This window comes from Cyanobium sp. ATX 6E8 (assembly GCF_024346335.1).
In the GTDB taxonomy this organism is placed as follows: domain Bacteria; phylum Cyanobacteriota; class Cyanobacteriia; order PCC-6307; family Cyanobiaceae; genus Cyanobium_A.
Window position 1 is genome coordinate 80,159 of the sequence record NZ_JAGQCT010000003.1, and the last position, 26,550, is coordinate 106,708.

Annotated in this window: 32 protein-coding genes; 25 read left to right on the forward strand and 7 right to left on the reverse strand. The window is 69.7% G+C overall.

Annotated features, from left to right (window positions below; genetic code table 11):
• Window positions 1-40: 40 nt before the first annotated feature.
• From KBY70_RS03945 to rsmD, 5 genes are all read left to right on the forward strand, one after another.
• On the forward strand, window positions 41-1,204 hold the full coding sequence (locus KBY70_RS03945) for a GuaB3 family IMP dehydrogenase-related protein (RefSeq protein WP_094559761.1): 1,164 nt from the start codon (window positions 41-43) through the stop codon (window positions 1,202-1,204).
• A 197-nt stretch (window positions 1,205-1,401) separates the two neighbouring features.
• Window positions 1,402-1,725: a thioredoxin gene (trxA, locus tag KBY70_RS03950; protein WP_094559760.1), complete on the forward strand. Its 324-nt coding sequence runs from the start codon at window positions 1,402-1,404 to the stop codon at window positions 1,723-1,725.
• A gap of 123 nt (window positions 1,726-1,848) precedes the next feature.
• Window positions 1,849-2,817 (forward strand): TIGR00730 family Rossman fold protein, encoded by a 969-nt coding sequence (locus KBY70_RS03955; RefSeq protein ID WP_254987477.1) that lies wholly within the window; start codon window positions 1,849-1,851, stop codon window positions 2,815-2,817.
• Entirely contained in the window at window positions 2,814-3,437 is a 624-nt protein-coding gene (hisH, locus tag KBY70_RS03960; RefSeq protein ID WP_254987479.1) for an imidazole glycerol phosphate synthase subunit HisH, read from the forward strand. The genes KBY70_RS03955 and hisH overlap by 4 nt, the downstream gene beginning before the upstream one ends.
• On the forward strand, window positions 3,434-4,006 hold the full coding sequence (gene rsmD, locus KBY70_RS03965; RefSeq protein WP_254987482.1) for a 16S rRNA (guanine(966)-N(2))-methyltransferase RsmD: 573 nt from the start codon (window positions 3,434-3,436) through the stop codon (window positions 4,004-4,006). Before hisH ends, rsmD begins: the two co-directional genes overlap by 4 nt.
• A 24-nt stretch (window positions 4,007-4,030) precedes the next feature.
• Here rsmD and petG read toward each other — a convergent pair whose 3' ends face one another.
• Window positions 4,031-4,141 carry a cytochrome b6-f complex subunit V gene (petG, locus tag KBY70_RS03970; protein ID WP_094559756.1) on the reverse strand — a complete coding sequence of 37 codons (111 nt, stop codon included), beginning with the start codon at window positions 4,139-4,141 and terminating at the stop codon, window positions 4,031-4,033.
• Between the two features lie 192 nt (window positions 4,142-4,333).
• Here petG and KBY70_RS03975 point away from each other — a divergent pair, with 192 nt between their 5' ends.
• From KBY70_RS03975 to KBY70_RS04050, 16 genes are all read left to right on the forward strand, one after another.
• The gene (locus tag KBY70_RS03975) at window positions 4,334-4,651 is read left to right on the forward strand and encodes a c-type cytochrome (protein WP_094559844.1); all 318 of its coding nucleotides are present in this window, start codon (window positions 4,334-4,336) and stop codon (window positions 4,649-4,651) included.
• Window positions 4,648-5,418, forward strand: a complete 771-nt coding sequence (locus KBY70_RS03980) for an RNA methyltransferase (protein WP_254987484.1) — start codon at window positions 4,648-4,650, stop codon at window positions 5,416-5,418. Before KBY70_RS03975 ends, KBY70_RS03980 begins: the two co-directional genes overlap by 4 nt.
• Before the next feature lie 28 nt (window positions 5,419-5,446).
• On the forward strand, window positions 5,447-6,505 hold the full coding sequence (locus tag KBY70_RS03985) for a serine hydrolase (protein WP_233128497.1): 1,059 nt from the start codon (window positions 5,447-5,449) through the stop codon (window positions 6,503-6,505).
• Window positions 6,502-7,944, forward strand: a complete 1,443-nt coding sequence (locus KBY70_RS03990) for a DUF3370 domain-containing protein (protein ID WP_254987485.1) — start codon at window positions 6,502-6,504, stop codon at window positions 7,942-7,944. Before KBY70_RS03985 ends, KBY70_RS03990 begins: the two co-directional genes overlap by 4 nt.
• A complete protein-coding gene (gene bchI, locus KBY70_RS03995; protein WP_254987486.1) occupies window positions 7,941-9,032 on the forward strand; it encodes a magnesium chelatase ATPase subunit I in 1,092 nt (363 codons plus the stop codon). Before KBY70_RS03990 ends, bchI begins: the two co-directional genes overlap by 4 nt.
• A gap of 97 nt (window positions 9,033-9,129) precedes the next feature.
• Window positions 9,130-9,348: a CopG family transcriptional regulator gene (locus KBY70_RS04000; RefSeq protein ID WP_254987487.1), complete on the forward strand. Its 219-nt coding sequence runs from the start codon at window positions 9,130-9,132 to the stop codon at window positions 9,346-9,348.
• Window position 9,349: 1 nt separating this feature from the next.
• On the forward strand, window positions 9,350-9,748 hold the full coding sequence (locus tag KBY70_RS04005; RefSeq protein ID WP_254987488.1) for a type II toxin-antitoxin system VapC family toxin: 399 nt from the start codon (window positions 9,350-9,352) through the stop codon (window positions 9,746-9,748).
• Window positions 9,749-9,751: 3 nt separating this feature from the next.
• Window positions 9,752-10,231 (forward strand): crossover junction endodeoxyribonuclease RuvC, encoded by a 480-nt coding sequence (gene ruvC / locus KBY70_RS04010; RefSeq protein ID WP_254987489.1) that lies wholly within the window; start codon window positions 9,752-9,754, stop codon window positions 10,229-10,231.
• Window positions 10,228-10,857, forward strand: coding sequence for a 5-formyltetrahydrofolate cyclo-ligase (locus tag KBY70_RS04015; protein WP_254987490.1), 630 nt, complete (start codon window positions 10,228-10,230; stop codon window positions 10,855-10,857). The genes ruvC and KBY70_RS04015 overlap by 4 nt, the downstream gene beginning before the upstream one ends.
• Before the next feature lie 104 nt (window positions 10,858-10,961).
• The gene (locus KBY70_RS04020; RefSeq protein ID WP_254987491.1) at window positions 10,962-11,138 is read left to right on the forward strand and encodes a hypothetical protein; all 177 of its coding nucleotides are present in this window, start codon (window positions 10,962-10,964) and stop codon (window positions 11,136-11,138) included.
• A gap of 7 nt (window positions 11,139-11,145) precedes the next feature.
• Window positions 11,146-11,643: a hypothetical protein gene (locus tag KBY70_RS04025; protein WP_254987492.1), complete on the forward strand. Its 498-nt coding sequence runs from the start codon at window positions 11,146-11,148 to the stop codon at window positions 11,641-11,643.
• Window positions 11,643-12,068: a SufE family protein gene (locus KBY70_RS04030; protein WP_094559748.1), complete on the forward strand. Its 426-nt coding sequence runs from the start codon at window positions 11,643-11,645 to the stop codon at window positions 12,066-12,068. The genes KBY70_RS04025 and KBY70_RS04030 overlap by 1 nt, the downstream gene beginning before the upstream one ends.
• Window positions 12,069-12,122: 54 nt before the next feature.
• Entirely contained in the window at window positions 12,123-13,439 is a 1,317-nt protein-coding gene (locus tag KBY70_RS04035) for a homoserine dehydrogenase (protein ID WP_254987493.1), read from the forward strand.
• A 299-nt stretch (window positions 13,440-13,738) separates the two neighbouring features.
• Window positions 13,739-13,951 (forward strand): hypothetical protein, encoded by a 213-nt coding sequence (locus KBY70_RS04040; RefSeq protein ID WP_094559746.1) that lies wholly within the window; start codon window positions 13,739-13,741, stop codon window positions 13,949-13,951.
• Window positions 13,952-14,024: 73 nt separating this feature from the next.
• A complete protein-coding gene (locus tag KBY70_RS04045; RefSeq protein WP_409996019.1) occupies window positions 14,025-15,617 on the forward strand; it encodes an ABC transporter substrate-binding protein in 1,593 nt (530 codons plus the stop codon).
• Window positions 15,614-16,645 carry an ABC transporter permease gene (locus KBY70_RS04050; protein ID WP_254987494.1) on the forward strand — a complete coding sequence of 344 codons (1,032 nt, stop codon included), beginning with the start codon at window positions 15,614-15,616 and terminating at the stop codon, window positions 16,643-16,645. The genes KBY70_RS04045 and KBY70_RS04050 overlap by 4 nt, the downstream gene beginning before the upstream one ends.
• Before the next feature lie 4 nt (window positions 16,646-16,649).
• Here KBY70_RS04050 and KBY70_RS04055 read toward each other — a convergent pair whose 3' ends face one another.
• On the reverse strand, window positions 16,650-18,305 hold the full coding sequence (locus tag KBY70_RS04055; protein ID WP_254987495.1) for an alpha/beta hydrolase: 1,656 nt from the start codon (window positions 18,303-18,305) through the stop codon (window positions 16,650-16,652).
• A 66-nt stretch (window positions 18,306-18,371) separates the two neighbouring features.
• Here KBY70_RS04055 and KBY70_RS04060 point away from each other — a divergent pair, with 66 nt between their 5' ends.
• Window positions 18,372-19,634 (forward strand): MFS transporter, encoded by a 1,263-nt coding sequence (locus KBY70_RS04060; protein WP_261355932.1) that lies wholly within the window; start codon window positions 18,372-18,374, stop codon window positions 19,632-19,634.
• Here the strand turns inward: KBY70_RS04060 and KBY70_RS04065 are convergent.
• On the reverse strand, window positions 19,588-19,797 hold the full coding sequence (locus KBY70_RS04065) for a hypothetical protein (RefSeq protein WP_254987497.1): 210 nt from the start codon (window positions 19,795-19,797) through the stop codon (window positions 19,588-19,590). The two genes, KBY70_RS04060 and KBY70_RS04065, sit on opposite strands and share 47 nt — an antisense overlap.
• A gap of 131 nt (window positions 19,798-19,928) precedes the next feature.
• Window positions 19,929-21,020, reverse strand: coding sequence for a redox-regulated ATPase YchF (gene ychF, locus KBY70_RS04070; protein ID WP_254987498.1), 1,092 nt, complete (start codon window positions 21,018-21,020; stop codon window positions 19,929-19,931).
• 96 nt (window positions 21,021-21,116) lie between these two features.
• On the opposite strand from ychF, the gene KBY70_RS04075 reads away from it, so the two are divergent.
• Window positions 21,117-22,277 carry an efflux RND transporter periplasmic adaptor subunit gene (locus KBY70_RS04075; protein ID WP_254987499.1) on the forward strand — a complete coding sequence of 387 codons (1,161 nt, stop codon included), beginning with the start codon at window positions 21,117-21,119 and terminating at the stop codon, window positions 22,275-22,277.
• Here KBY70_RS04075 and wecB read toward each other — a convergent pair.
• On the reverse strand, window positions 22,274-23,386 hold the full coding sequence (wecB, locus tag KBY70_RS04080; protein WP_254987500.1) for a non-hydrolyzing UDP-N-acetylglucosamine 2-epimerase: 1,113 nt from the start codon (window positions 23,384-23,386) through the stop codon (window positions 22,274-22,276). The two genes, KBY70_RS04075 and wecB, sit on opposite strands and share 4 nt — an antisense overlap.
• 101 nt (window positions 23,387-23,487) lie before the next feature.
• On the opposite strand from wecB, the gene KBY70_RS04085 reads away from it, so the two are divergent.
• On the forward strand, window positions 23,488-24,636 hold the full coding sequence (locus KBY70_RS04085) for a type IV pilus twitching motility protein PilT (protein ID WP_254987501.1): 1,149 nt from the start codon (window positions 23,488-23,490) through the stop codon (window positions 24,634-24,636).
• 11 nt (window positions 24,637-24,647) lie between these two features.
• Here KBY70_RS04085 and KBY70_RS04090 read toward each other — a convergent pair whose 3' ends face one another.
• Together KBY70_RS04090 and tsaD are read right to left on the reverse strand one after the other, a co-directional pair.
• Window positions 24,648-24,842 (reverse strand): high light inducible protein, encoded by a 195-nt coding sequence (locus KBY70_RS04090; protein WP_094559740.1) that lies wholly within the window; start codon window positions 24,840-24,842, stop codon window positions 24,648-24,650.
• Between the two features lie 40 nt (window positions 24,843-24,882).
• Window positions 24,883-25,962, reverse strand: coding sequence for a tRNA (adenosine(37)-N6)-threonylcarbamoyltransferase complex transferase subunit TsaD (gene tsaD / locus KBY70_RS04095; RefSeq protein ID WP_254987502.1), 1,080 nt, complete (start codon window positions 25,960-25,962; stop codon window positions 24,883-24,885).
• A 61-nt stretch (window positions 25,963-26,023) separates the two neighbouring features.
• On the opposite strand from tsaD, the gene KBY70_RS04100 reads away from it, so the two are divergent.
• Entirely contained in the window at window positions 26,024-26,518 is a 495-nt protein-coding gene (locus tag KBY70_RS04100; protein ID WP_094559738.1) for a Photosystem I reaction center subunit III, read from the forward strand.
• The last annotated feature ends 32 nt before the right edge of the window (window positions 26,519-26,550 follow it).

The window sequence follows — 26,550 nt, forward strand, 5'->3', positions numbered from 1 at the left end:
CGCACCGGTTGATAGCTTGGCCCGAATACGCACAGTTCCGGTGAACATCCAGCTCGGTCGCAATCGCGTCGTCCGCCGCGCCTACGGCATCGACGAGATCGCCCTGGTTCCGGGCGGCCGTACCGTCGACCCCGCCGTCACCGACAGCAGCTGGAGCCTGGGCGGCATCAGCCGCGAGATCCCGATCATCGCCAGCGCCATGGACGGCGTGGTGGATGTGGGCATGTGTGTGGCACTCGCCAAGCAGGGCGCCTTGGGTGTGCTCAACCTGGAGGGCGTCCAGTGCCGCTACGACGACCCCAACCCTGCCCTCGATCGCATCGCCGCCGTCGACCGCGACAGCTTCGTGCCGCTGATGCAGGAGCTCTACAGCCAGCCGGTGCGGGAAGACCTGATCCGCCAGCGCATCGCTGAAATCAAGCAGCAGGGCGGCATCGCCGCGGTGAGCGCCACCCCGGTGGCGGCCCTGAAATTCGGCCGTGCCATTGCTGAAGCGGGCGCCGATCTGTTTTTTGTGCAGGCCACGGTGGTCAGCACTGAGCACATCGGCCCTGAGGGCCAGGAAACCCTCGATCTTGAGGCCCTCTGCCGCGACTTCGGCGTGCCCGTGGTGATCGGCAACTGCGTCACCTACGACGTGGCCCTCAAGCTGATGCGGGCCGGCGCCGCCGGCGTGATGGTGGGCATCGGCCCCGGTGCCGCCTGCACCAGCCGCGGCGTGCTCGGCATCGGCATCCCCCAGGCCACTTCGGTGGCCGACTGCGCTGCCGCCCGCGACGACTACTTCAACGAAAGCGGCCGCTACGTGCCGATCGTGGCCGACGGCGGCATCGTCACCGGCGGCGACATTTGCAAATGCCTGGCCTGCGGCGCCGACGCCGTGATGATCGGCTCACCCATCGCCCGCGCCGCCGAGGCCCCCGGCCGCGGCTTCCACTGGGGCATGGCCACCCCCAGCCCGGTGCTGCCCCGCGGCACCCGCATCAAAGTGGGCACCACCGGCAGCCTTGAAAAAATCCTGCGCGGACCCGCCTCCCTCGACGACGGCACCCAGAACCTGCTCGGCTGCATCCGCACCTCCATGGGCACCCTGGGCGCCCGCACCATTAAGGAGATGCAGCAGGTGGAGGTGGTGGTGGCCCCCTCCCTGCTCACCGAGGGCAAGGTGTATCAAAAGGCCCAGCAGCTGGGCATGGGCAAATAGATCGCGGCGTTAGCGTGAAGGCGTGGGGGCTTCGGCTCACACACTCCTCACACCCTCCGGCCCGGCGCGTCCGGGCCTTTTGTCTTCCCCCGGCACCCAGTCAGCAGCCACCCAGCCAGGCTGATCACGTCCTGCAACGGTCCATGGTTGCCTCGAAATAACCTTGCTAGATTCCCTGAAACCCTGATCCAGCAAGGATGTCCAGCGCTGCCGCTGTCACTGACGCTTCCTTTGAGCAAGATGTGCTCAAGAGTGATCTGCCCGTGCTGATCGACTTCTGGGCCCCCTGGTGCGGCCCCTGCCGCATGGTTGCGCCGATCGTGGACGAGATCGCCGCCGAATTCGAGGGCAAGATCAAGGTGTTCAAGCTCAACACCGACGAAAACCCCAACGTCGCCAGCCAGTACGGGATCCGCAGCATCCCCACCCTGATGATCTTCAAGGGCGGCCAGAAGGTCGACACCGTGGTGGGTGCCGTACCCAAGACCACCCTCTCAGGCACGATCTCCAAGTACCTCTAAGCATCCCTGCTGGTTGAGGGCAGACAGCTGAGCGACCCATCCCGTTTCGGCCAGAGTCCGCTGCAGGTTCTGGCCCAGGAGCTCGAAAACCACCCCCAGCGGCACCTAATCGAGCGATCGCTGGTGTCGCTGTTGCAGGTGAGTCGCCACGAACGCGGCCAAGATGAGTGGCGCCTGATCAGCGGTGCCCTGGCCGATATCAGCGAAGCGCTGGAGGTGTTTCACCCCCATCGCGACACCCGCAAGATCACCGTCTTCGGCTCGGCCCGCACCGTCGCCAGCGACCCCTGCTACGGCCTGGCCGAGCAGCTGGCCCGCTGTGCTGTTGAAGCCGGCTTCGAGGTGATGACCGGAGCCGGCGGCGGCATCATGGAGGCCGCCAACAGCGGTGCCGGCTGCGAAGCCAGCATCGGCCTCAACGTCGATCTGCCGTTCGAGCAGCACGCCAATCGCTTTATGAGCAGCTGCGATGGCCGGCTGCTGCACTTTCGCTATTTCTTCACCCGCAAGCTGTTCTTCCTGCGGGAGAGCGATGCCCTGGTGGTGTTGCCGGGGGGCTTCGGCACCCTCGATGAGCTGTTCGAATCGCTCACCCTGATTCAGACCGGCCGCACCCCACCGATCCCCCTGGTGCTGCTCGCCCCCGAAGACGACAGCTTCTGGAGCGGCTGGCAGCGGGATCTCAACGAAGGGCTGGCCGCCCGCGGCGTGATCTCCCCAGAAGACGGCGACCTGCTGAGCGAAGCCCACACGGGCGAGGAGGCGGTGGCCCGCATCAGCCACTTCTACCGGTTGTTTCACTCGGCGCGGCTCGGCGACGATCGCATCGAGCTGCTGCTCAACGCCGCCCTCCAGAGCGAGCAGCTCAAGGCCCTGAATCTCCAGTTCGACGATCTGGTGGATGAGGGCGTGATCCAGGCCCGCGACACCGTCGACGACCACGGCCTGCTGCGCCCCTGCCTGCACTTCCACTTCGACCGCCGCCGCATCGGCCGCCTCTACCAGCTGCTCGATGTCCTCAACAGCCTGCCCGTTCCGCCCGACCAGGTGCTGGAGCAGCCTGGGCGGCGCCAACCCATCACGCCCCCATGACGCGCCTTGGCCTGATCGACTACGGCATGGGCAATTTGCACTCGGTGCAGCGGGCCTTTGAGCGGCTCGGCGCCGTGGTGCAGCCGGTGTCCAACGCCGCCGAGATGGATGGCTGCACGGCCCTGGTGCTGCCGGGGGTGGGCGCCTTTGATCCGGCGATGCAACGCTTGCGCCAGGGCGGCCTGGCCGAGGCGATCACCCGCTGGTGTGCCGCGGGCAAGCCCCTGCTGGGCATCTGTCTGGGCCTGCAGCTGTTGTTTGAGGCCAGCGACGAGGGCACGGCGGCAGGCCTCGGCCTGCTCAAAGGCCGGGTGCGGGCCCTGCCGCGCTGCCCGGGCCAGCCGATTCCCCACATGGGCTGGGAGCCGCTGATCGCCGCCAACCCCAGCCCGCTGCTACCCGCCGGCGGCCCAGACACCTGGGTGTATTTCGTGCACTCCTACGCCGCCGAACCCAACGATCCGGCCTGCAACACCGCCCTGGTGCGCTTCGGCGACACCGCCGTCACGGCCGCGGTGTGGCAGGGCGCCATCGGGGCGTGCCAGTTTCACCCGGAGAAATCCGGCCCCCACGGGGAGGTGATCCTGCGCCGCTGGCTTGCCTGGCTCGCCGCCCAATGAGCCTGCGGCTGAGCGGTGGCCGGCGCCTGCAGAGCCCGCCTGGCAACACGGCCCGCCCCACCAGCTCCCGGGTGCGGCTGGCGGTGATGAACCTGCTGGCGCCGGAGCTGCCGGGCTGCGCCTGGCTGGATCTGTGCAGCGGCAGCGGCGTGATGGCCTGCGAGGCGCTGCAGCGGGGCGCCCGACGCGTCGTGGCGGTGGAGCAGGACCGGCGGATCGCCGCCGTGGCCAGGGCCAACCTGGATGCGGTGGGCCAGGGGCTTGATCAGGGGCTGGCGCGGGCCGCTGAGGCATCTCCCCACTGGGAGGTGCACTGCCGCGAAGTGAGCCGCTGGCTGGCCCAGCCTGACAGCGAAGGCTTTGATCTGATCTACGCCGATCCGCCCTATGCCGCCGGGCTCTACGTTGCGATCGCCGCTGGCGTGGCCGCAGGCGACTGGCTTAAGCCCGGCGGCACTTTGGTGTGGGAATGCGCCAGCTCAGCGGTGCCACCCAAGCCCAAGGGGTGGCAGCAGCGGGACGAACGGCGCTATGGCAGCACAAGCCTGGTGGTGCTGCAACAGGCCTGATCGCCGCAAAACGACAAGCAAGCCTCAGTCGAGCAGGGTGCCGCGGCGATACTGGTTCCAGGCCGCCACAAACAAGCCGGCCAGGGTCACAGGAATCAGACCGAGCACGATGCCGCAGAGCAGGGGTTCGATCATGGGGCGGTTACGGCATCAATCTGGGCACAATTGTTCCACGTCCATGGCTCTCACCGCGAGCCTGCTGCACCAACTGTGACCGGCCCACCCCTGACCCCCACGGTCTCCCCAGCTCCTGCCTCCCCGGCACCCGTCGCCCCGGCAGCCGTTGCCGCCACCGGCCGCCGCGGCCTGATCGCCGCCCTGGTGGGGATGGCGGCGGCCGCCTGCATCGTGGCGGTGCTGCTGGTGCTGCCAGCAGCCCAGGCCGACCCTTACACGCGCCAGACCCTCGAGCTCAGCGGCTCTAGTGAAAACGGCGGCCGGCTGTTCCGGCTCAACTGCGCCGGTTGCCACGGCATTGCCGGCCAGGGCCTGGTGGGCCCCAACCTGCACGGGGTGGCGGAACGCAAGGCCCCACGCCAACTGATCCAACAAGTTGTGAGCGGCCGCACCCCGCCGATGCCGCGCTTTCAACCCGAGCCCCAGGCCATGGCCGACCTGCTGGCCTATCTCAACGGCCTGGTGTGAGCGCCACACCCCAACCGCCTCCCCCGCTCGCCGTGGTGCTGGTGGAGCCCGCCGGGCCCCTGAACGTCGGCAGCGTCGCCCGGCTCTGCGCCAATTTCGGGGTGGCGGAGCTGCGCCTGGTGGCCCCCCGCTGCGACCACCTGGGCGAGGAGGCCCGCCGCATGGCCGTGCATGGGGCCTGGGTGCTGGACCAGGCCCGCCTGTTCCCCAGCCTCAGCGCCGCCCTGGCCGACTGCCACCGGGTGGTGGCCACCAGCGGCCGGCGCGCCGGTGAACCCCTGCCCCTGCTGGCCCCGGAGCCGGCCCTGCACTGGCTGGCCGAGGGGCCACCAAGCGCCCGGGCCCTGGTGTTCGGGCGGGAAGACCGGGGCCTCAGCAACGACGAGCTGCTCCAGGCGGGTCGGCTGCTGACCCTGGGCAGCGGTAAGGCCTACAGCTCCCTCAACCTCTCCCACGCTGCCGCCCTGGTGCTGCACAGCTGGCACGGCCTCGGAGCTGCTGGCGCCTCTGCGCCGGCCCCAGCCCCAAGCCTGGCCCCCAACCCCGGCGACCGCCGGGCCCTCGAGTCCATGCTCGGCGACGCCGAAGCCCTGCTGCTCGACGTGGGCTTCCTCTATCCCCACACCGCCCACGCCCGCATGGCCAAACTGCGGGCCCTGCTGCAACGGGCCCAGATCTCGGCCGAGGAGGTGGCCCTGGTGCGCGGCATGGTGCGTCAGCTGCGCTGGGCCAGCCAGCGAGGCAGCAAGCCTGGCCAGACCCCTTAGCGTCGGACCACTTCGACTGCAGGGCCCTGTGACTGCTGGCCGTTCGCCCCGCAGCCCCAAAAGCCGCTGGGGCCAGCCCCTGCGGCTGGTGTTGCGCTTGATGGTGATGGGCATCGGTCTGGGGGTGATCACCGGCACCAGCCTCAAGCTGCTGGCCCCCCGCCTGGCCCAGGGCGCCATGGAGGCACCCAGCCTCGACCTCGGGGCCGCCAACACCGGCAAGGGGCTCGACCCCGGCCAGTTCGAACCCCGCACCGAGCTGACAGCCCTGAGCCAGCGCTGGGCCCAGCTCGCCGCCGCCCAGAAAGGCCTGCAGAGCTCGGCCTTCCTGCTGGTGCTCGACGACGGTCGCTTCGCCCAACTGCAGCCCGACCTGGCCCTGCCGGCCGCCAGCTCGATCAAAACGCCGATCCTGCTGGCGGGTCTGGAAGACTTCGACAACGGCAAACTGCGCTGGAACGAGCCGCTGCCCCTCACCAAGGAGGTGGTGGGTGGAGGTGCCGGCTGGATGGCCAGCAAACCAGTCGGCACCCGCTTCCCATTTTTCGAGGCGGCCACCGAGATGATCCGGGTGAGCGACAACAGCGCCACCAACCTGCTGATCAAGCGCCTGGGCGGCAAAACCGCCCTCAACGAGCGCTTCACCGCCATCGGCCTGCCTTCCACAGCGGTGAACAACTGGCTGCCCGACCTTGAAGGCACCAACACCACCAGCAGCCGCGACCTGGCCCGCTCGATCGCTCTGGTGGACACCGGCGAGAAACTCAGTCCCCGGGCCCGCGATCTGTTTCGGGAAATCATGGGCACCTCCCGCACCAACACCCTGATTCCCCTGGGGCTGCTGCTGGGGCTCGGCAAGGATTCCGCCGACCCCGACAGCGAGCTGCTGAGCTTCGGGATCACCGCCTACAACAAAACCGGCGACATCGGCATCGCCTATTCCGATGCGGCCCTGATCCAACTGCCCAATGGCCAGCGGGCCGTGGCGGCGTTCATGGTCAAGGGCCCGTTCAACGACCCCCGTTCCGCCGATCTGATCCGTGCCATGGCCGGCGAAGTGTCCAAAACCCTGGTAGGCCGTAAATGAACTCCACCTCCGGACGGCGGCGCGCCCGCCTACCCCTGCTGCTGCTGGCCGTCCTGGTCGCTCCGACCCCGTCGCTCGCCCAACCAGCTCCCGTGCTGCGCCCTCAAACCGTGGCGCCCCTCAGCGGCGGCCTCGACCGGGTGCTGCTGGTGAACGACAACAACCCTGAGCTGATTCGCGAGCCGGGAATCCTGCTGTCCACCTTCCCCGGCAGCGGCCGCGGCGTGCCGTCGGCCCACCTGGATGTGGTCCTCAACGGCCGCTTCGATCTGTTCAGCCACCACGTGTACGCCGGCAAGCCGGAGAGCCTCGATTCCACCCTGTGGCTGGCGGTGCTGGCGGCTCCCCGCGAGCCGGAGCCGGTGATGCTGAAGCTGCTGAGCGGCTCCACGGCGCTGTCCCAGGCGGTGGAGCCCGGCCAGGCCGGCGCCCCCTTCCTGCCGCTGCCGGCCCTGATGGCCCAGGGCAGCACGCCGGTGTGGGCCGGACCCGGCAGCCGGGTGGCCACCGAACTGCTGGCCCGCCAGCGCAGCCCCCAACTGCCCGCCAGCTGGACCCTGCCGCCCGGCGCCCCCAGCACCCTGGTGGTGCTGCCCCTGCCGGTGCGGGGCCTCGACCCCCTGCTTAATGGCCTCAACCTGCAGATGCGCCTGGAGAGCTCCGGCCCCGTGAGCCTCGCCACCCTGGCCGCCTTCGGCAGCGGCAACCAGCCGCCGCCGGCGAGCACCTGGGCCGCGCTGCTGGAGGGGGGCCTGAGCCCGCGGGAGCACGCCCCCACCCCCCGGGGCAGCAAGGGGGGGATGGTGTATTCGCGGGTGAGTGGGGTGCAGGTGGGCAGCGTCTGGCGCAGCCGCCTCACCGATCCGGGCCAGAATTGGCTGAGCGTGCGCCGGGCGCCGATCTCCTGGCCGATCAGCAGCCTGGAGCGCGGCACCCTGGGCACCGGCCAGGTGCAAACCGCCGAGCTCCAGGCCTTTTACCCCGGCACCGCCTGGGCCGCCCACGGCAACTACGGCGTCGAATACGACCTGAGCATCCCCCTGCGAAACGACACGACCCAGCCAGTGGCGCTGCTGCTGGCGCTGGAATCGCCGATCAAGGGCGATGCTGCCGCCGGGGGCCTGCGCTTCCACAGCACCCCCGGCAGCCGACCGGTGATGTTCCGCGGCACGGTGGAGGTGACGGGGCTGGATGGCACGCCCTCCCCCTCGGGGGCCCCGGGCCGGCCGGCGGGTCGGCGCAGCTTTCACCTGGTGCAGCGGGCCGGCGAGCCGGGGCCCGCCCTGGGCACGGTGAGCCTGGCGCCGGGGGCCAGCCGCCAGCTGCAGGTGCGGCTGATCTATCCGGCCGATGCCACCCCGCCCCAGGTGCTCAGCCTGCTGCCCGTGCCAGAGCCAGCTGTGAAACAATCCAAAACCACTCCAGCCAGCCATCCGTGACGCCAGCCCCCCGCAAGCGCAGGGTCTTCCCCTTCACCGCGATCGTCGGGCAGGAGGAGATGAAGCTGGCCCTGCTGCTCAACGTGATCGATCCGCGCATCGGCGGCGTGATGATCATGGGCGACCGCGGCACGGGCAAATCCACCACGATCCGGGCCCTGGCCGACCTGCTGCCCGAGATCGACGTGGTGGCGGGCGACCCTTACAACAGCTCCCCAGACGACCCCGACCTGCAAAGCGCCGAGGTGCGCGCCCGCGCCGAGCAGGGCGAGGAGCTGCCGGTGGAGCCCCGCCAGGTGCCGATGGTGGACCTGCCCCTGGGCGCCACCGAAGACCGCCTCTGCGGCACCATCGACATCGAAAAAGCCCTGAGCGAAGGCGTGCGTGCCTTTGAGCCGGGCCTGCTGGCCAAGGCCAACCGCGGCCTGCTCTACGTGGACGAGGTGAACCTGCTGGACGACCACCTGGTGGACGTGCTGCTTGATTCGGCTGCCTCCGGCTGGAACACCGTGGAGCGTGAGGGCGTCAGCGTGCGCCACCCGGCCCGCTTCGTGCTGATCGGCTCGGGCAACCCGGAGGAGGGTGAACTGCGGCCCCAGCTGCTCGATCGCTTCGGCATGAGCGTGGAGGTGCGCACCGTGCGCGATCCCGAACTGCGGGTGCAGGTGGTGGACCAGCGCACCAACTTCGACAGCGATCCCGACAGCTTCAACAACGCCGTGCAGACCACCCAGGACGCCCTGCAGGCGCGGGTGGTGGACGCCCAGCAGCGGCTGCCGCACGTGGCCATCGACGACGACCTGCGCATTCGCATTTCGGCGGTGTGTGGCGAGCTGGATGTGGATGGCCTGCGCGGCGACATCGTCACCAACCGCGCCGCCCGCGCCCTGGCAGCCTTTGAGGGCCGTACCGAGGTGAGCGAAGACGACATCGCCCGGGTGGTGGCCTGCTGCCTGCGCCACCGGCTGCGCAAGGACCCCCTCGAGCAGATCGACTCGGGCGACCGGGTGGTCAAGGTGTTCTGCAAGGTGTTCGAGCGCCCCGACAGCAGCGACCGCAGCGCCTTCGAGTTGGCCTTGGCGGCCTGAGCGGCCGCCCATCACAGCGCTGGAAGGACGTCCGAAACCGGCATTGATAACGGCATATGATGTCGATATCAATCTTGACCGCGGGGGCGCGGGCCCGATGCGCACGATCATCGATCTGCCCGATGTTGATCGGGAACGGCTCGACAGCCTCTGCCGCCAGCGCGGTCTGTCCCGCGCCGAAGGCCTGCGCCAGGCCCTGCGCAGCTGGCTGGACCACCAGGGCGTTCAGCACCAGAGCGTCTTTGGCCTGTGGCGCAACCGCCCGGAAGATTCCCTGAGCCTGGAGCGGGCGCTGCGCAGCGAATGGGAGCGCTGACGTGGCCGCTGGGATTGCAGCTGCAGGGCTGCTGCTCGACTCCAACATCCTGATCGATCTCTTACGCGGGGAAGCCCAGGCCCTCGCCTGGATCGAAGCCCACGCCGGGGCTGCCTCGATCAGCGTGATCAGCTGGATGGAAATCCTGGTGGGCTGCCGCGATGACGAATTGGGCGCCGTGGAACCCTGGCTGAGCAGCTTTCCGCGCCTGGAGCTGACCCAGGCCATCGCCCGGGAGGCGGTGGCCTGCCGCCGCAGCCTGGGCCTGAAAATCCCTGACGCCATCATCCTCGCTACGGCGCGCTGCCATCGCCTGCAGCTGGTGACCCGCAACACCCGCGATTTCCCGGAGTCCCTCGGCGATGTGCGGGTTCCGTACCGACTCAGCCCCGAGGACTGAGCCATGCGCATCCTCGGCATCGATCCCGGCCTGGCCCGCGTGGGCTACGGGGTGATCGAGGTGGAGAGCGAGCGGGGCCGCAGCGGCCGCCAAGCACTGCTCGACTGCGGCATCCTGCGCACCGAGCCCGGCCGCAGCGAGGGGGAGCGGATGGTGGAGATCGCCCGCGACCTGCGGGTGCTGATCCGCACCTGGCGGCCCGAGCTGGCGGTGGTGGAGAAGTTTTTCTTCTACCGCTCCAGCACCACCATCGCCGTGGTGCAGGCCCGCGGCGTGCTGATGATGACCCTGGCGCGCTTCAAGGTGCCGGTGGTGGAGTTTCCGCCGATGCAGATCAAGCAGGCCCTCACCGGCCACGGCCATGCCCAGAAAGACGAGGTGCTTGAGGCGGTGATGCGCGAGCTCGACCTCGACACCCCACCCCGGCCCGATGACGCCGCCGACGCCCTCGCCGCCGCCCTGACGGGCTGGTTCCAGCGATGAGCGCCGCGGATGACGCCACCGCCAGCACCAAAGCCACGCTGCGGCGGCAGTTCCGCGCCCAGCGCCAGGCCCTGCTGCCGGCAGCCCAGCCCGCCATCGAGGCCCAAGCGCTACGGCACGTGCCCGGGCTGCTGGCCCCGGGTCAGCTCCTAGGGCTCTACTGGCCCCTACCCGGCGAGGTGGATCTGCGGGTCCTGCGGAGCCTGCTGCCCGGCCGGGTCGCCCTGCCGGCCATCACCCACGCCGCAGGGGATGGTGATTCCCAACTGGTGTACCGGCCCTGGCACGACGCAGAGGCCTTGGCGCCCGATGGCTGTGGCATCCCCGCCCCAGCAGGAGAGCTGAGCGCTGGCGAGCTGGGAGGGGGCGAGCTAGACCCGGAGATGCTGGGCCTGCTGCTGATTCCGGCCCTGGCCTGCGACGCTGCCGGGATTCGGCTCGGTTATGGCGGCGGCTGGTACGACCGGCTGCGGGCCGATCCGGCCTGGGCGCGGGTGCCGGCGCTGGCGGTGCTGCCCCAGGGCTGCCGGCTGGAGCAACTGCCCCGCGACCCCTGGGACGTGCCACTCCACGGCTGGCTGGATGAAAACGGGCCCGGCTGGCTGGATCCCGCGCCTCGGTGTTGAACCGGTGGAACAGGTTGTTGAACAACTTGTTCAACAAAGGCTTCACGAGCGGCGCAGTAGCTGCCCCCGTTTGCCAGGATCAATACCATTCTTCCAGCACCGCTTTGGACCTGTCTGCGTCGCGCATCCCCAGCAGCCACGCCTCAGCCCCTGAGCAGGTGCTGGCCGCCGAACTGCAGGAGCGGGGCCAGAGCCACGACGCCCTCTCGATGATGGTGAGCTCGATGGTGCGGATGGTGCAGGCCGGCAAAAGTAGCGATAGTCGCTGGAAAGCGTCCTGATCCAGCCATGACCCTGCGCCATCCAGTGGTCCGCTTCAGTGCCGCCAGCGGCCTCGCGGCGGTTGCAGCCCTGCTGATTGGGCCAGCCCCGGCCCGCAGCCATGCCCTGGAAAGCAGCCTCGAGCGATTGAGCAGCCTCACCAACCAAGTGGTGCTCGACAGCCGCTTCGGCAACGGCGAACCGGCCGATGATGCGGTGGTGCGGCTAGTGCCACCGGGCGGCACCCCGATCGACGTGGGCCGCACCGACGCCAACGGCCAGCTGCGCTTCCGCCTGCCCCCAGGGGCCACCACCGCCTGGGAAGTGCAGGTGGACAAGGGGCCTGGGCATCGCGACTACCTGGAACTGCCCGGCACCAGCCCCACCACCTCCAGCTCACGCGCCGCTGGCTGGCAGCCGCTGGCCTTCAGCGGCAGCGGTGGTGTCTTGGGCGTTGGAGCCATTGTTGGGACCCTGGGCATAACCATGACCTGGCGCCGCGGCCGGCGCACCGGACGCCGCTGATGGCAGCCGCCCCCACCGGCAGCCCTGCCCTCGACCAGATCGTGGCGCGTCTAGCCGGCACGACCGATCCCAGGCGGCGCTACGAATACGTGCTGTGGCTGGCCAAGAAGCTCGAGCCCCTTCCGGAAGATTTTCGCGACGACGCCTTCAAGGTGAAGGGCTGCGTCTCCCAGGTGTTTGTGGTGGGGGAACTGGTGGACGGCAAGCTCCACTGGCGCGGCGATTCCGATGCGGCGATCACCAAGGGGCTGCTGGCCCTGCTGATCCAAGGACTGGAGGGGCTGACGCCCGCGCAGGCCACCGCCATCGATCCGAGCTTCATCGCGGCCACCGGTCTGCAGGCCAGCCTCACGCCGTCGAGGGCCAACGGCTTCCTCAACATCCTGCGGCTGATGCAGGCCCAGGCCCAGGCGCTGGCGGGCTGATTTCGGCACAGGCGGGCTGATTTCTAGGATCGCCCCACTGCAATCCCCCAGCGCATGACCATCGGCATCGGCTTGCTCGGCCTCGGCACGGTGGGGGCAGGCGTGGCCGGCATTCTGGCGACCCCCTCCGGGCGCCATCCGCTGGTGGCTGAACTGGACCTGCGTCGGGTGGCGGTGCGCGACCTGACCCGGCCGCGGCCCGTGGAGCTGGCCGCTGAGCTGCTCACCACCAATCCGGAGGCGGTGGTGGACGACCCGGCCGTGGACATCGTGGTGGAGGTGATGGGCGGCCTGGAGCCGGCCCGCTCCCTGATCCTGCGGGCGATCGCCGCCGGCAAGCCGGTGGTGACCGCCAACAAGGCCGTGATCGCCCGCTACGGCGAGGAGATCGCTGCGGCCGCCGCCGAGCAGGGCGTGTATGTGCTGATCGAAGCAGCCGTGGGTGGCGGCATTCCGATCATCGAGCCGCTCAAACAGTCCTTGGGTGCCAACCGCATCCAGCGGGTGAGCGGGATCATCAACGGCACCACCAACTACATCCTCAGCCGCATGGCGGCCGAGGGCGCCGCCTACGCCGACGTGCTGGCCGAGGCCCAGCGGCTGGGCTACGCCGAAGCCGATCCCGCCGCCGACGTGCAGGGCGGCGACGCCGCCGACAAGATCGCCATCCTGGCGGGCCTGGCCTACGGCGGCAGCGTGCCCCGGGCCGCCATCCCCACCGAAGGCATCGACAGGCTGGAGGCCCGCGACGTGGCCTACGCCGCCCAGCTGGGCTACGTGGTGAAGCTGTTGGCGGTGGCCCAGGCCATGCCCAACCTGAATCAGGGCGCCGAGCAGCTGCTGGATGTGCGCGTGCATCCCACCCTGCTGCCCAAAGCCCATCCGCTGGCCGGGGTGAACGGGGTGAACAACGCGATCCTGGTGGAGGGGGATCCGGTGGGCCAGGTGATGTTTTACGGCCCGGGAGCTGGCGCTGGCCCCACCGCCTCGGCCGTGGTGGCCGACATCCTCAACATCGCCGGCATCCGCCAGGCCACCGCAGGCTCAGCCAAGCCCCCCCTCGATCCCCTGCTGGCCGCGGGCAGCTGGCGGGCCTGCCGCCTGGTGGACAGCGCCGAGACGACCCACCGCAACTACGTGCGGCTGCGCACCAGCGACGAGGCCGGTGTGATCGGCAAGATCGGCACCTGCTTCGGCGAAGCGGGCGTGTCGATCCAGTCGATCGTGCAGTTCGAAACCCAGAGCGCCGGCGACGCCGAAATCGTGGTGATCACTCACGACGTGTGCGAAGCCAACTTCCGCCAGGCCCTGGCCGCGATCGAAGCCCTGGCTGACGTGCAGGCCGTGGCCGCCTGCCTGCGCACCCTCTAGAGCGCGACTGATCAAGGCCATCAGGTCTGCAAATCGCCACCCGCTGGCCGGAGGGCCCCACGACAGGCCACAGTGGGTGCATCAATCTGAAGCAATCCTTAAGACGCCTTCCGCCCGGTGACTGTGACGATCCCCTCACCAGGCCGGCCTCGGTAACGACACGAACAGTTTCAGCCCTCGTAGGACCTGCAGGATTGCGTTGTGTAAAGGGTCCCTTTGCAACCCTTCACCACTCTGTCCCGATTCCCACCCTCCAGCCCCGTCATCCATCCATCCGGCAGCCATCGCCGCCTTCCCCTATGACCGGTCCCACCTGCTCCACCGCCGCACCCGCCCTTCACCAGGGCGCCTGCGTGCACCTCGGCAGCGATGAGCAGCTCTACCAGGTGATCGGCATCGACGACCATCACGACCGCTGCTGGCTGCGCCGCTGGCCCCTGGACCGCCAGGGTTCGGAGGTGTTTGAAATTTCCCTGCAGCAGGTGCGTCCGGCCCGGCCACATCGGTCTTGAATGGCGAGGCTTTGACGGACGCCCCTTGCCCCGCGCTCCGCGGCTGAACCGCATCCAGGCTGCAGCCCTGCTGATGGCCGGCCTGGGGATGGGTCTCACCCTCGGGGGCTGCCAACCCCGCCAAGGCACCAACGCATCCCACCCGGCCAACAACCGCCTGGTGGTGGCCAGCAAGAACCGCATCGACACGGTCGATCCCGCGGGCGCCTACACCTTTGGCGCCATGCAGCTGCTGAGCGCCATCGGCGATCCGCTGTATGCGATCAACGCCCGAGGCCAGCTGGAGCCGCGGCTCGCGGTGGCCCTGCCCCAGCTCAGCGGAGACGGCCTCACCGCTCGGGTGGAACTACGCCAGGGGGTGCGTTTCCACGACGGCACGCCGTTTGACGCGGCCGCCATGGTGTTCACGCTTGAGCGCTTCCTGGCGATCGGCAAGCTCAGCTACCTGCTCGGCGATCGGGTGAGCGCCGTGCGGGCCGTGGGGCCCTACACGCTCGAGCTGAAGCTCAAACGGCCCTACAGCGCCCTGGCCGAGCTGCTCAGCGCCGTCAACCTGACGCCGCTCTCCCCCAGCGCCTACCGCAAGCACCGCCGCAGCTTCCTCAACGACCGCTTCGTGGGCACGGGGCCTTACCGGCTCAGCTTCTTCACCAACCAGCAGCAGCGGCTGGAGCCCTTCGCCGGCTACTGGGGGCCCAAGCCCGCCAACGGCGGCCTCGATCTGGTGGCCCTGAGCAACTCCACCGCCCTGTTCGGCGCCCTGCAGAGCGGCGAGGTGGATGTGCTGCTCTCCACCAGCCTGGAGATCGACCAGCAGGCGGCCCTGCGGCGGCGGGCGGCGGCGGGGGCGTTGCGGGAGGGCAGCGGACCAGCCCTGGAGATCGGCTACCTCACCCTGCTCACCGACCAGCCACCCCTCAACGATCCGCGCCTGCGCCAGGCGGTGGCCTACAGCCTTGATCGCAGCACGATCAGCCGCAGGGTGACCCTGGGGCTGCGGCCGCCCCTGCACGACCTGGTGCCGCCCAGCCTCAAGGGCGCGGATCCCACCGCCTGGCCGGGGTACAGCCCGGCCAAGGCGCGCCAGCTTTACCGCCAGGCCGGATACTGCAACGGCAAGCGGCTGAGCCTGCCGCTCACCTTCCGCTCCAACGTGCCCGCCGACAAGTTGTTTGCCCTCACCTGGCAGGCCCAGCTGAGGCAGGATCTTGGCGATTGCGTCGCCCTGGAGGTGACTGGCATGGAGGCCACCACCGCCTACCGCCAGCTAGGCGATGGCGCCTTCCCGCTGATCCTGCTGGAGTGGATGGGCGACTTCCCCGACGCCGACAACTACCTGGTACCGCTGCTGGGCTGCGACCAGGCCGAAGGCGAGCGCTGCCGCAAGGGCGCCGCAGCCGCCAGCGGCAGCTTTTGGAGCCAGCCGGGCCTGCAGCAGGAGCTGGAGCGCAGCGCCGCCCTGGCGGGTCCGGCGCGCACAGCCCTGCTGCGCCGCATCCAGCACCAGACCGCTGCCGCCAACCCCTACCTGCCGGTGTGGCTGGTAGCACCGCGGGCCTGGGCCCAGCGCCAGGTGAGCCAACCCCGCTTCGATGGCTCCGGCCGGCTGCTGCTGCAGGAGCTGCACCGCACCCACGCATCAACGGCTGGAGGTGGCGTGCGATGAGCCGCCGACGCACCCTGCTGCGTTATCTGGCGGCCCGGCTGGCCCTGGCGCCGGTGATGCTGTGGCTGATCGCCAGCCTGGTGTTCCTGCTGCTGCGGGTGGCGCCGGGCGATCCGATCGACGCCCTGCTCGGCACCCGCGCCCCCGAGAGTGCCCGGGCTGCCCTGCGGGCCCAGCTCGGGCTGGATCAACCGCTGCTGCAGCAATACGGCACCTTCCTGAGCAAGCTGCTGCACGGCGATCTGGGCGCCTCGCTCACCAACCAGCAACCGGTGACCGACGTGATCCGCCAAAGCCTGCCGGCCTCCCTGGAGCTGGGGGTGGTGGCCCTGCTGCTGGCAGCCGTGGTGGGGCTGGCGGTGGGCTTCTCCGGCATCGCCCGCCCCGAAGGCAAGCTCGACCTGGCCGGCCGGCTCTATGGCATCGGCACCTATGCCCTGCCGCCCTTCTGGGCGGCGATGGTGGTGCAGCTGGTGTTTGCGGTGTGGCTGGGCTGGCTGCCGGTGGGGGGCCGCTTCCCGCCCACGTTGCTGCCGCCCGAGGGCAGCGGCTTCTACCTGTTCGACAGCCTGCGCAGCGGCCTGGCCACGGGCCAGTGGCAGCAGCTGGTGGGCAGCGTGCGGCATCTGGTGCTGCCGGCGGCCACCCTCGGTGTGCTGCTGAGCGGCATCTTCGCCAATGCGCTGCGGCTCAACCTGCGCCGCGCCCTTGGCTCCGACTACGTGGAAGCGGCCCGCAGCCGCGGCCTGGGCGAAGCCCGGGTGGTGCTGCGCCACGCCCTGCCCAATGCCCTGCTGCCGGTGCTGACGATCACGGGCATCACGGTGGCCTCCCTGATCGGCGGCGCCCTGCTGATCGAGGTCACCTACTCCTGGCCGGGCATCGCCTTCCGGCTGCAGGAGGCGATCGCCCAGCGCGACTACCCCCTGGTGCAGGGGATCGTGGTGGTGGTGGCGGGCCTGGTGGTGCTGGTGACGGTGGCGGTGGATGCGCTGGTGGCCCTGCTCGACCCGCGCATCAGCTTCTGAAAGATCAAGGCAATGGAATCTGCTGGCGCCAGCGGCGGGCCTGATTACGGTCGAGCACGTAGGCGCGCACGCCGTCCTGGTCGCGGCGCTGGGGGGAGAGCAGCAAGGGGTGCTCGAGGCCCTGAAGGAATTCGGTGGTGAGGTTGAGCAGCAGAGCCTGCACCTTGAGGGGCTCGATGCCCACCAGCTCATTGCCAAGGCGGAACAACACCTCGCCTCGGTTGTCGATGCGAACCGGAGAAAAGTGGCTGGCGCCCTCCACCAGCACCAGGCGGCTGCGGGGGTGGCGTGCGCCGGCAAACACCGCCAACTGCTCCTGCTCCGGCGGCGTGACCAGATCCAGCCCGCCACCCACCAGCAGCACCGGCACCTTGAGATCCTCCAGGCCCCGATAGGGCCAGAGCAGGCTGCCGAAGCCGTTGAAGGCCACCACCCCCAACAGGGGCGACGACGCGGACATCGCCACCGGCAACGGGCCGGAGCTCGCGGCCCCATCGCCGGTGACCTGGGGCAGCTGGCACTGCAGCAGCCGCGACAGGTTGGTGAGCGGCAGCGACGCCAGGGCGAGTTCGCAGCGGCGGCCCAGGCCCCGCTCCGGCACCAGGCCTGCGCCCATTAACGCCGCAAGCCCACCGAGGGAATGGCCCATCAGCACCACCCCCTGCTCCCCCGCCGGCGCCGGACCAAACGGCGGCAGCCGGCCGTCCCGCTGGGCCTCAAACACAGCCTGCAGATCAGCCAGGCGCTGGGGCAGGGTTTCGGCACCGGGGGGCGGCGCATCACCGAGCAGGGAGGCCTGGAGGGCTTGCTGATCGCTGCCAGGATGATCCACCACCAGCACGGGCCAGCCGCGATCAGCCAGGGCGGCCGCCAGCCAACTGAGCTGGTCGGGGCTTCCGCCGAGGCCAGGCATCAGCAGCACCCAAGGGCCCTGGCGGGCCTGCTGGGCGGGCCAGAGTTCCAGCGGCACGGGCGTCACCCGGTGGGGCACGGCCAACTGCAGCCGCCGGGGCTGGCGCCGCACCACATTGGTGAAAGCCAGGGCCCGGGAGCTGCGCCGGGGCAGGGGCAGCTGGCGCAACTGGGCCAGGGCGCCGTTCTGGCGCTGGAGCTGGCTGCGCCACTGGCTGGCCAGCTCCAGCAGACCGTCGATGCGCAGGGTGACGCTGGGCACCGGCAGGGCCCGCAACAGCTCCAGGCTGGACACGCTGCTTTGACGCTCCAGCAGCTGGCGCAGGCTGCTGAGCAGCAGTGGCGCCGTGCTGCGGCTATTTGAGGTGGTCAGCAGGGTGCCTGCCTCCTTGAGCATCTGCTCGCCGGTCCAGCTGTTGAGCAGCTCCAGGCCGAAGCTGCGATCGCGCAGCAAGGGCGCCTGCAGCAGGCGGATCAGGTCGCGGCGGCTGGTGGGCTCGAGCAGGTTGAGCCACACGGCCAGATCGCCGCCCACGGCTCCGGGCGGGCTGGCCTGGTCGGGCTGGCGGGCCCAGGCCTCGAGCGCCACGAGATCGATCGGCACCTCCAGCCCATCGAGTTGCAGCCTCAGCTCCTCGGCAGCCCGCACCGGCAGCGGGGCCCACACGGCCCACGCCGCCAGAAGGACCGGCAACCCGGCCAGGGCGGCCCGGCGGCAAGGCGGGGGGAGAAGCAAATCAAGCGGCATGGGTGCTCCAGTCTCCTCCCTCCGGGCCGCGGCAGCAGACTGCACCCGAACTGACTGCCCTGTTGCTTGAGCCCACCCCACCGCCTGAGCCCAAGCCTTCGGTCCTGGCTGGCCCAGTTTCCAAAGGCCCTGCGGGAGGTGGCTCTGGTGCGGCTGGTGGCCTCGCTGGGGGCCGGTGGCGTGCTGTATCTCACGCCGATCGTGTTTCACCAGGAGGCCTTCAGCGCCCAGGCGGTAACCCAGGGGCTGGCGCTGGCGGCCCTGGCGGGCACGGTGGGCCGGTTTCTGAGCGGCGCGCTGCTGGACCGGGGGCTGGCCTGCTCGGTCCCGGTGCTGCTGGCGGCCGTCGCGGCGCTGCTGGGCGACGTTCGGCTGCTGGGCACGAGCGCCTTTGGCGGTTATGTGCAGGGCCAACTGCTGCTGGGCATCGCCGCTGGGCTCTACTGGCCAGCGATCGAGCTGGCGGTGCCGCTGGGCTGCCATATGGGGCCCCGGCCAATCCCGTCGGCCCGGGGCTATGCGTTGGCGCGCAGCGCCGATGCGGCCGGCATCGCCGCTGGAGCGCTGCTGGGAGCCCTGCTGGCGGCGGGCGGGCGGCTGCGGGGCATCTATCTGGTGGACATCGCCTGCCTGGTGGCGGTGGTGGTGCTGCTGCTGCGCCAGCCCCTGCCGCGGCCTACCCCCCCCAGCGGCGATCCCGCCGACCAAACACCCTGGCGCCAGTGGCTGCCGCCGCTGCTGCCGGTTCTGGCGATCAGCCTGCTCGCCACCTCCCTGCCGGCGCTGATGCAGAGCGCTCTGCCGCTGGATCTTGTGCGTGGTGGGCTGGAGCGGGCGGCGATGCCCGAGAGCCTGGGGGCGCTGCTGGTCGGCCTGCAGCTGGGGCTGCTGGTGCTGATCCAATGGCCGGTGGGTCAGGCCCTGGCGAAGCGGCCGGTGGCCCATGGGCTGGGGCTCAGCCTGGCCTGCTTTGCGGCGGGCACGGTGCTGCTGGCCTTCTCGGCGCTGAGCAGCCTCGGCCTGTGGCTGGTGCTGCTGGCCCAGCTGCCGCTGGCCCTGGGGGCGGCAGCCTTCCTGCCGATTGCCACCGAAGCGGTGATCGAGCTCAGCCCACGCGAGCACCAGGGGTTAGCCATGGCCCTGTTTTCCCAGTGCTTTGCCCTAAGCGCCCTGGCAGCGCCGCTGCTGGCCGGCCTGGCCCTCGATGCCCAGCGCCACGCCGGCGGCCTCTGGATCGTGATGACCCTGCTCTGCCTGGCGGCGCTCAACCTGGTGAAGCGGCTCAGGCGGCGGCCGGCGGCTCAGGAGACGCCTGGGGGGTCTGCTTAGCCACCCAGGCCTCGTGGGGCAGGGGCTCGGTGCCGTACTCCCAGTCGTCGTAGTCGGGATCGTTGCGGATCTTCTGGTGCAGCTCCTTCTGCACGTCGAAATCGTGCTGCGTCTCGGGGGAGGTGCCGTGGGGAGGTGCGGGTTGCTGGGCCGGATCCGTCATGGCACCACAGAACATCTTTCAGCCATTCTGGAGCACCCCGGAGGCGGGGACTGGAGGGCTGAACCCGAACGGGATGGGACTGGAGCTGTACAGAATCTCCGACGTGAGAAAACCCGCCAGCTCCAGGCACCTCACACGTTGAACAGAAACTCCATCACGTCGCCCTCGGCCACCACATACTCCTTGCCCTCGGCCCGCAGCCAGCCCTTGTTGCGGGCTTCGGCCAGCGAACCGGCCTCCAGCAGCTGCTGGGTGCCGATGGTTTGCGCGCGGATGAAGCCGCGCTCGAAATCGGTGTGAATCACGCCGGCCGCCTGGGGGGCGGTCATGCCGGCCTGAATCGTCCAGGCGCGGGTTTCCTTCTCGCCGGTGGTGAAATAGGTGCGCAGGCCTAGCAGGGCGTAGGTGGCGCGGATCAGGCTCTGCAGGCCGCCCTCCTCCACCCCCAGGCCAGCGAGGAATTCGGCGCGATCCTCCTCCGGCAGCTCGATCAGCTCGGCTTCCACCTGGGCCGAGATGCGCACCGTGCCGGCGCCCTCCTTCACCGCCAGAGCCGCCACCTCCTCGCAGTAGGCATTGCCGCTGGCCAGATCGTCTTCGCTCACGTTGGTGGCGTAGATGATCGGCTTGGCGGTGAGCAGGCCCAGGGGCTTCACCATCAAGGCCTCTTCAGCGCTGAGCGCCACGCTGCGGGCCGCACCGCCGGCCTCGAGTACAGCCTGGATGCGCTCCAGGGCCGCGTCTTCTGCCTGCGCCTCCTTGCTGGTGCGCACCTGCTTCTTGAGGCGCTCGCGCCGCTTCTCCACCTGGGAGAGATCGGCCAGGCCCAGCTCCAGGTTGATCACTTCGGCATCACGGGCCGGGCCCACCGAGCCGCTCACATGGATCACGTCGTCGTTGTCGAAGCAACGCACCACGTGCACAATCGCGTCCACCTCGCGGATGTTGGCCAAAAACTTGTTGCCCAGGCCCTCGCCCTGGCTGGCCCCCTTCACCAGGCCGGCGATATCCACAAACTCCACCTTGGTGGGGATGATCTCTTTGCTGCGGCTCAGATCCGAGAGCTGCTGCAGGCGCGGATCCGGCACCGACACAATGCCCGAGTTGGGCTCGATCGTGCAGAAGGGATAGTTGGCGGCTTCGGCCTGGGCGTTGGCCACCAGGGCGTTGAACAGGGTCGACTTGCCCACGTTGGGCAGGCCGACGATTCCGGCTTTGAGCATGGCTGAAATCTACGGGCCGCAGGTCAAGCCATCCAGCAGCGAAACTGGAGGCCACTGCCCCACAGGCCGATTCCCACCCTCATCCCACCGCCGGCCGTGCCCAGCCAGTCCGTGGTTCCAGGAGCAGCCACCAGCCCCAGCCCCAATCCGCCGCCTCGACCGCGCTGGCAGCGACGGCGCGTTTGGGCGGCTGCGGCCGCGGGGCTGGTGCTGGTCACTGGCCTCGCCGTGGTGCAGCGCCAACGCAGCGCCGGCAACGCCAATCTCGCCCCCTACACCGTGCTGGCCGAATCGGGCAACCTGCCCGGCGTGGTGAGTGCCAGCGGTGAATTGGAGGCGGAAAAGCGGGTGAATGTGAGCCCCAAACGCCAGGGGGTGATCGAGGAGTTGTTTGTGGAGGAGGGCGATCCGGTGCGCCGCGGCCAGGCCCTGGCACGCATGGATCGCGGCGACCTGGGCGAGCGGCTGGCCGAGCTCCAGGCTCAGCTGCGCTCCGCCCAGGCCCAGCTGGTGCGCAGCCGCAGCGAGCTGGAACGCAACGAGCGGCTCTACCGCCAGAACGCCATCAGCCTCAGCGACTACAACAGCGTGCGCAGCACCTTCCTGGTAGAGCAAGCGGCCGAACAGGCCGCCCGCCAGCGTCTGGCCGCCCGCCGGGTGGAGCAGGCCGACCTGATCGTGCGCGCCCCCTTCGATGGGGTGGTGACCCAGCGCTTCGCCGATCCCGGCGCGTTTGTGACCCCCACCACCACCGCCTCGGCCACCGCCGGTGCCACCAGCTCCTCGATCGTGGAGCTGGCCCAGGGCCTCGAGGTGGTGGCCAAGGTGCCCGAAAGCGACATCGGCCGGGTGCGGCTGGGCCAAAGCGCCACGGTGCGGGTGGATGCCTTTCCCGACCAGCGTTTTGAAGCGCGGGTCAAGCGCATCACGCCCCGGGCGGTGAAGCTCAACAACGTCACCTCCTTCGATGTGGTGCTGCGCCTGGTGGGCGACACCGCCCAGCTGCGCATCGGCATGACCGCCGACGTGGGCTTCCAGACCGGCCAGGTGCAGGCCGACACCCTCGTGCCCACCGTGGCGATCGTGACCGAGTCGGGCCGGCCGGGGGTGCTGCTGGTGGGCAAGAACAACCAGCCCAACTTCCAACCGGTGGAGCTCGGCATCAGCAGCGGCAAAAACACCCAGATCCTCTCGGGCCTCAAGAGCGGCACCCGGGTGTTCATCGACCTGCCGCCCTGGGCCAAAAAGCGCCCCTAGCCGGCCAGGAAGGTGCGGGCGGCCTCCACAATTCGCCCCGACGCCTGGCCGTCGCCGAAGGGGTTGTGGGCCCGGGCCATGGCCTCGTAGGCGGCGGGATCATCGAGCAGCCGGCTGGCTTCCGCCACGATGTCGGCGCTGTCGGTGCCGATCAGCCGGGCCGTGCCGGCCTCCACCGCCTCCGGCCGCTCGGTGGTGCGGCGCAGCACCAGCACAGGCTTGCCCAGCGACGGCGCCTCCTCCTGCAACCCGCCCGAATCGCTCAACACCAAGGTGGCGCCACGCATCGCCGCCACCAGCTGGTCGTAGTCGAGCGGCTCCACCAGGAAGGCGCGGGGGTGGTCACCGAGCAGGGCCTGCAGGGGCTCGCGCACGGTGGGGTTGCGGTGCAGCGGCAGCAGCAGGGCCGTGTCGGGGTAGCGGTCGAGCAGCTCGCGGAAGCCGCGGCCGATGTGCTGCAGCCGCTCACCCCAGTTTTCGCGTCGGTGCACCGTCGCCAGGATCACCCGCTGGGTGGCGAAATCAAGGCCGGGCAGCACGTAGGGCGGCGCCTGCTCCGCCATCAGCAGCAGGGCATCGATCACCGTGTTGCCGGTGGTGAGCACCGTGCCCACCACGCCCGAGGCGCGGCAATTGGCCGCCGACAGGGGCGTGGGAGCGAAGTGCAGCTGGGCCAGCTGGGAGATCAACCGACGGTTGGCCTCCTCGGGGAAGGGATCGAGCAGGTTGTCGGTGCGCAGCCCGGCCTCCACATGACCCACCGGGATCTGCTCGTAGAAGGCCGCCAGGGCCGAGGCAAAAGCCGTGGTGGTGTCGCCCTGCACCAGCACCAGATCGGGCCGATGGGCGGTGAACTCCTCCTTCAACCCCTGCAAGGCGCCGCAGGTGATGTGGGTGAGGGTCTGCTTGGGGGCCATCAGGGCCAGGTCGTGGTCGGCCGTCAGGCCGAACAGCCCCATCACCTGGCTCACCATCTCCCGGTGCTGGCCCGTGAGCACCACCCGGGTGCGGAAATCGTCGGCCTGCTGAAACGCCCGGATCACCGGCGCCAGCTTGATGGCCTCCGGACGGGTGCCCAGCACGATCGTGACAAGGGGCTTGGACACCAAAGCGCTGCAGACAGGCGGATCCTACGAACGCTGCTGGGAGGGATCAGGGACTGACAGAAACCGCTGCAGCGGCGAAGCTGGGGCGATCCAGGTGGCCGCCGATGACGACTTCGCCCTTTCCCCCGTCACCCTTCCCTCCCTCTCCGTTTCCCCCGGCCGCGACCCCAGCTGCTGCCAACACCGGCAGCCAACCCGGCGCCCTCGCTGAGATCGTGCGGATCGCCAACGAGAAGGGCTACTCCGACGTGCACCTGGGCGTGGGCGAGGAGCCCCGCTACCGGGCCCGCGGCGAGATAGCGGGCACCGGCTGGCCGATCACCGATGCGGCCACCTTCAACGGCTGGATGCGGGAGATGCTCAGCCCCGCCGAGATCGACGCCTTCCAACGCGACAAGGAATTCGACGGCTCCCACGCCTTTCCCTTCGTGCGGGTGCGCATCAACCTGCTGGATTCGCTGCGGGGCCCAGCGATGGTGCTGCGGCTGATCCCCCAGACGATCGCCAGCCTCGAAGATCTCAACCTGCCGCCGGTGCTCAAGGAGCTGGCAGCGCGGCCCAAGGGAATGGTGCTGGTGACGGGCCCCACCGGCTCCGGCAAGAGCACCACCCTCGCGGCGATGATCGATTGGATCAACCGCAACATGAGCCGCCACATCCTCACGATTGAGGACCCGGTGGAGTTTGTGCACGAGAGCCGCCAGTCGCTGATCCGCCACCGGGAGGTGGGCCAACACACCAAGGTGTTCCAGAACGCTCTACGCGCCGCCCTGCGCGAGGACCCCGACGTGATCCTGATCGGAGAAATCCGCGACCAGGAAACCCTGGCAACCGCCATCGAGGCCTCCCAGACGGGTCACCTGGTGTTCGGCACCCTGCACACCAACTCCGCTGTCAAGACGGTGGAACGGGTGCTCGGCATGGTTCCCCCCAATGAGCAGGACAGCGTGCGGCGGGCCGTATCGGAATCGCTGCTGGGGGTGATTGCCCAGGGGCTGCTGAAAACCACCGATGGCAAGCGGGCCGCCTTCCACGACATCCTGATCAACACCGAAGCCTGCAAGGACTACATCCAGCGAGGCGAGCTCGACGAGATCGAGGAGATCATGAAGCGCAGCGGCTTCGATGGCATGCAGACGGCCAATCAGTCGCTGCAACAACTGGTCGAAGACGGCCGCGTCACCGCCGAAGACGCCATCGCCCAAAGCCTCAAGCCCAATGAACTGGCCCAGGCCCTGCGCGGTCGCACGTAAATGGGGTGCGGTCAGTGGCTCGCCAGCCGGGCCACCAGCAACACCGACAGGCCCACCGACAGGCCCAGCATGGCCAGTCGGCCATTCCAGATCTCCGCCTGGGGCGTGAAGCCTCGCCGCCAGGCGTTGAGCTCGGTCGGCGTCACCCGTTCAACGTCGTGTTCAACAACGGCGTGGGGATCGCGCTCACTGTCGAGGGGGGTCATGGCGCCACACCAATCCCGCAGAGCTCCCAGCCTACGGGCATTAAAAGCAAGGTTGCCGTTCGTACAGCCGATCCGCCTGCTCCAGCGGCAACCGCGCCGCCACACCCAGGTCGAGACAGCTGCTCTGGCCGCCGGCCAGGCGCTGGGCCGCTGCCACGCCGATCATGGCGGCGTTGTCGGTGCAGTAAGCCAGCGGCGCCACCCGCCAGGCCAGGCCATCCCGCTGGCAGCGCGCCTCAAGCAGGGCCCGCAGCCGCCGGTTGGCGGCCACCCCGCCCACCAGCACCAGGGTGGCCAGCCCCTGCTCGCGGGCGCAGCGGCAACTGCGCTCCACCAGCACCTCCGCCACCACCTGCTCAAAGCTGGCCGCCAGGTCGGCCAGGGGCAGGGGCTCAGGCGCGGCGTCCGGGGCGGCATCCCGAACGCCCTCGAGCGCCCGCACCTGGCGCAGCATCGCCGTCTTGAGGCCGCTGAAGCTGAAGTCGTAGGGGTAGTAGCCCCCCTCCGGCCGCGACACCCGGCCCTTGGGCAGGGCAAAGCGGTTGGCGTCGCCGTCACGACCGGCCGCCTCGATCGCAGGACCGCCCGGATAGCCCAGCCGCAGCAGCCGCGCCACCTTGTCGAAGGCCTCCCCAGCCGCGTCGTCGTGGCTGCGGCCCAGGCGCTGGTAGCGGCCCGGCCCATCCACCCGCAACAGCTCGGTGTGACCACCGCTCACCAGCAGCACCAGGTAGGGCCCTGGCGGCAGCGGCTCGCCCAACTGCACCGAGCAGAGGTGACCCTCGAGGTGATGCACCGCCACAAAGGGCTTGGCGTGGAGGCGGGCCAGGGTGCGGCCGGTCACCGAGGCCACCAACAGGGCCCCCACCAACCCGGGCGCAGCGGTGGCGGCGATGCCATCGAGCTCCGCGAGGGCCACACCGCTCTGCCGGCACACCTGCTCGATCAACTGGGGCAGGGCCTCCACATGGCGCCGCGAGGCGATTTCCGGCACCACGCCACCCCAGCGGGCGTGCTCCTCCACCTGGGAGGCCACGGCGCTGGCGAGCACCGTCTGATCGCGCACAATCGCTGCCGCTGACTCGTCACAACTTGTTTCGAGGGCAAGAACCGTGGGCATTGGACCTAAGCAGCTCCCGTACTGTCCGGTGGTGTCATCCTGCCCCGCGGCCTTGCGTCTGATGCGCCGTCTTTTTTCCCGCCGACTGTTCGCAGTTCTGCTCTCCGCCTTCCTGCTCCTCGGCTTCGCTCCCGCGGCCAAGGCCGATGTGGCAGGCCTGACCCCGTGCTCCGAAAACGCCCGCTTCCAGCAGCGTGCCGCCGGAGCCAAAACCGATCAGGCCAAGGCCCGCTTTGCGATGTACAGCCAGGCCGTGTGCGGCACCGATGGCCTGCCCCACCTGATCGTGGACGGTCGCTGGGACCACGCCGGTGACTTCATGATCCCGGGCATCGCCTTCCTCTACATCGCCGGTTGCATCGGCTGGGCTGGGCGCAACTACCTGCGCGCCATCCGCGGTGACAAGGACGCCACCATGAAGGAGATCCAGATCGATCTGCCCCTGGCCTTCAAGAGCACCCTGGCCGCCGCCACCTGGCCCCTGGCCGCCTTCGGTGAGCTCACCAGCGGCAAGCTGCTCGAATCCGACGACAAGGTCACGGTTTCGCCTCGCTGAACGTCGTCACTCGCTGCACGCAGCAAGCCACA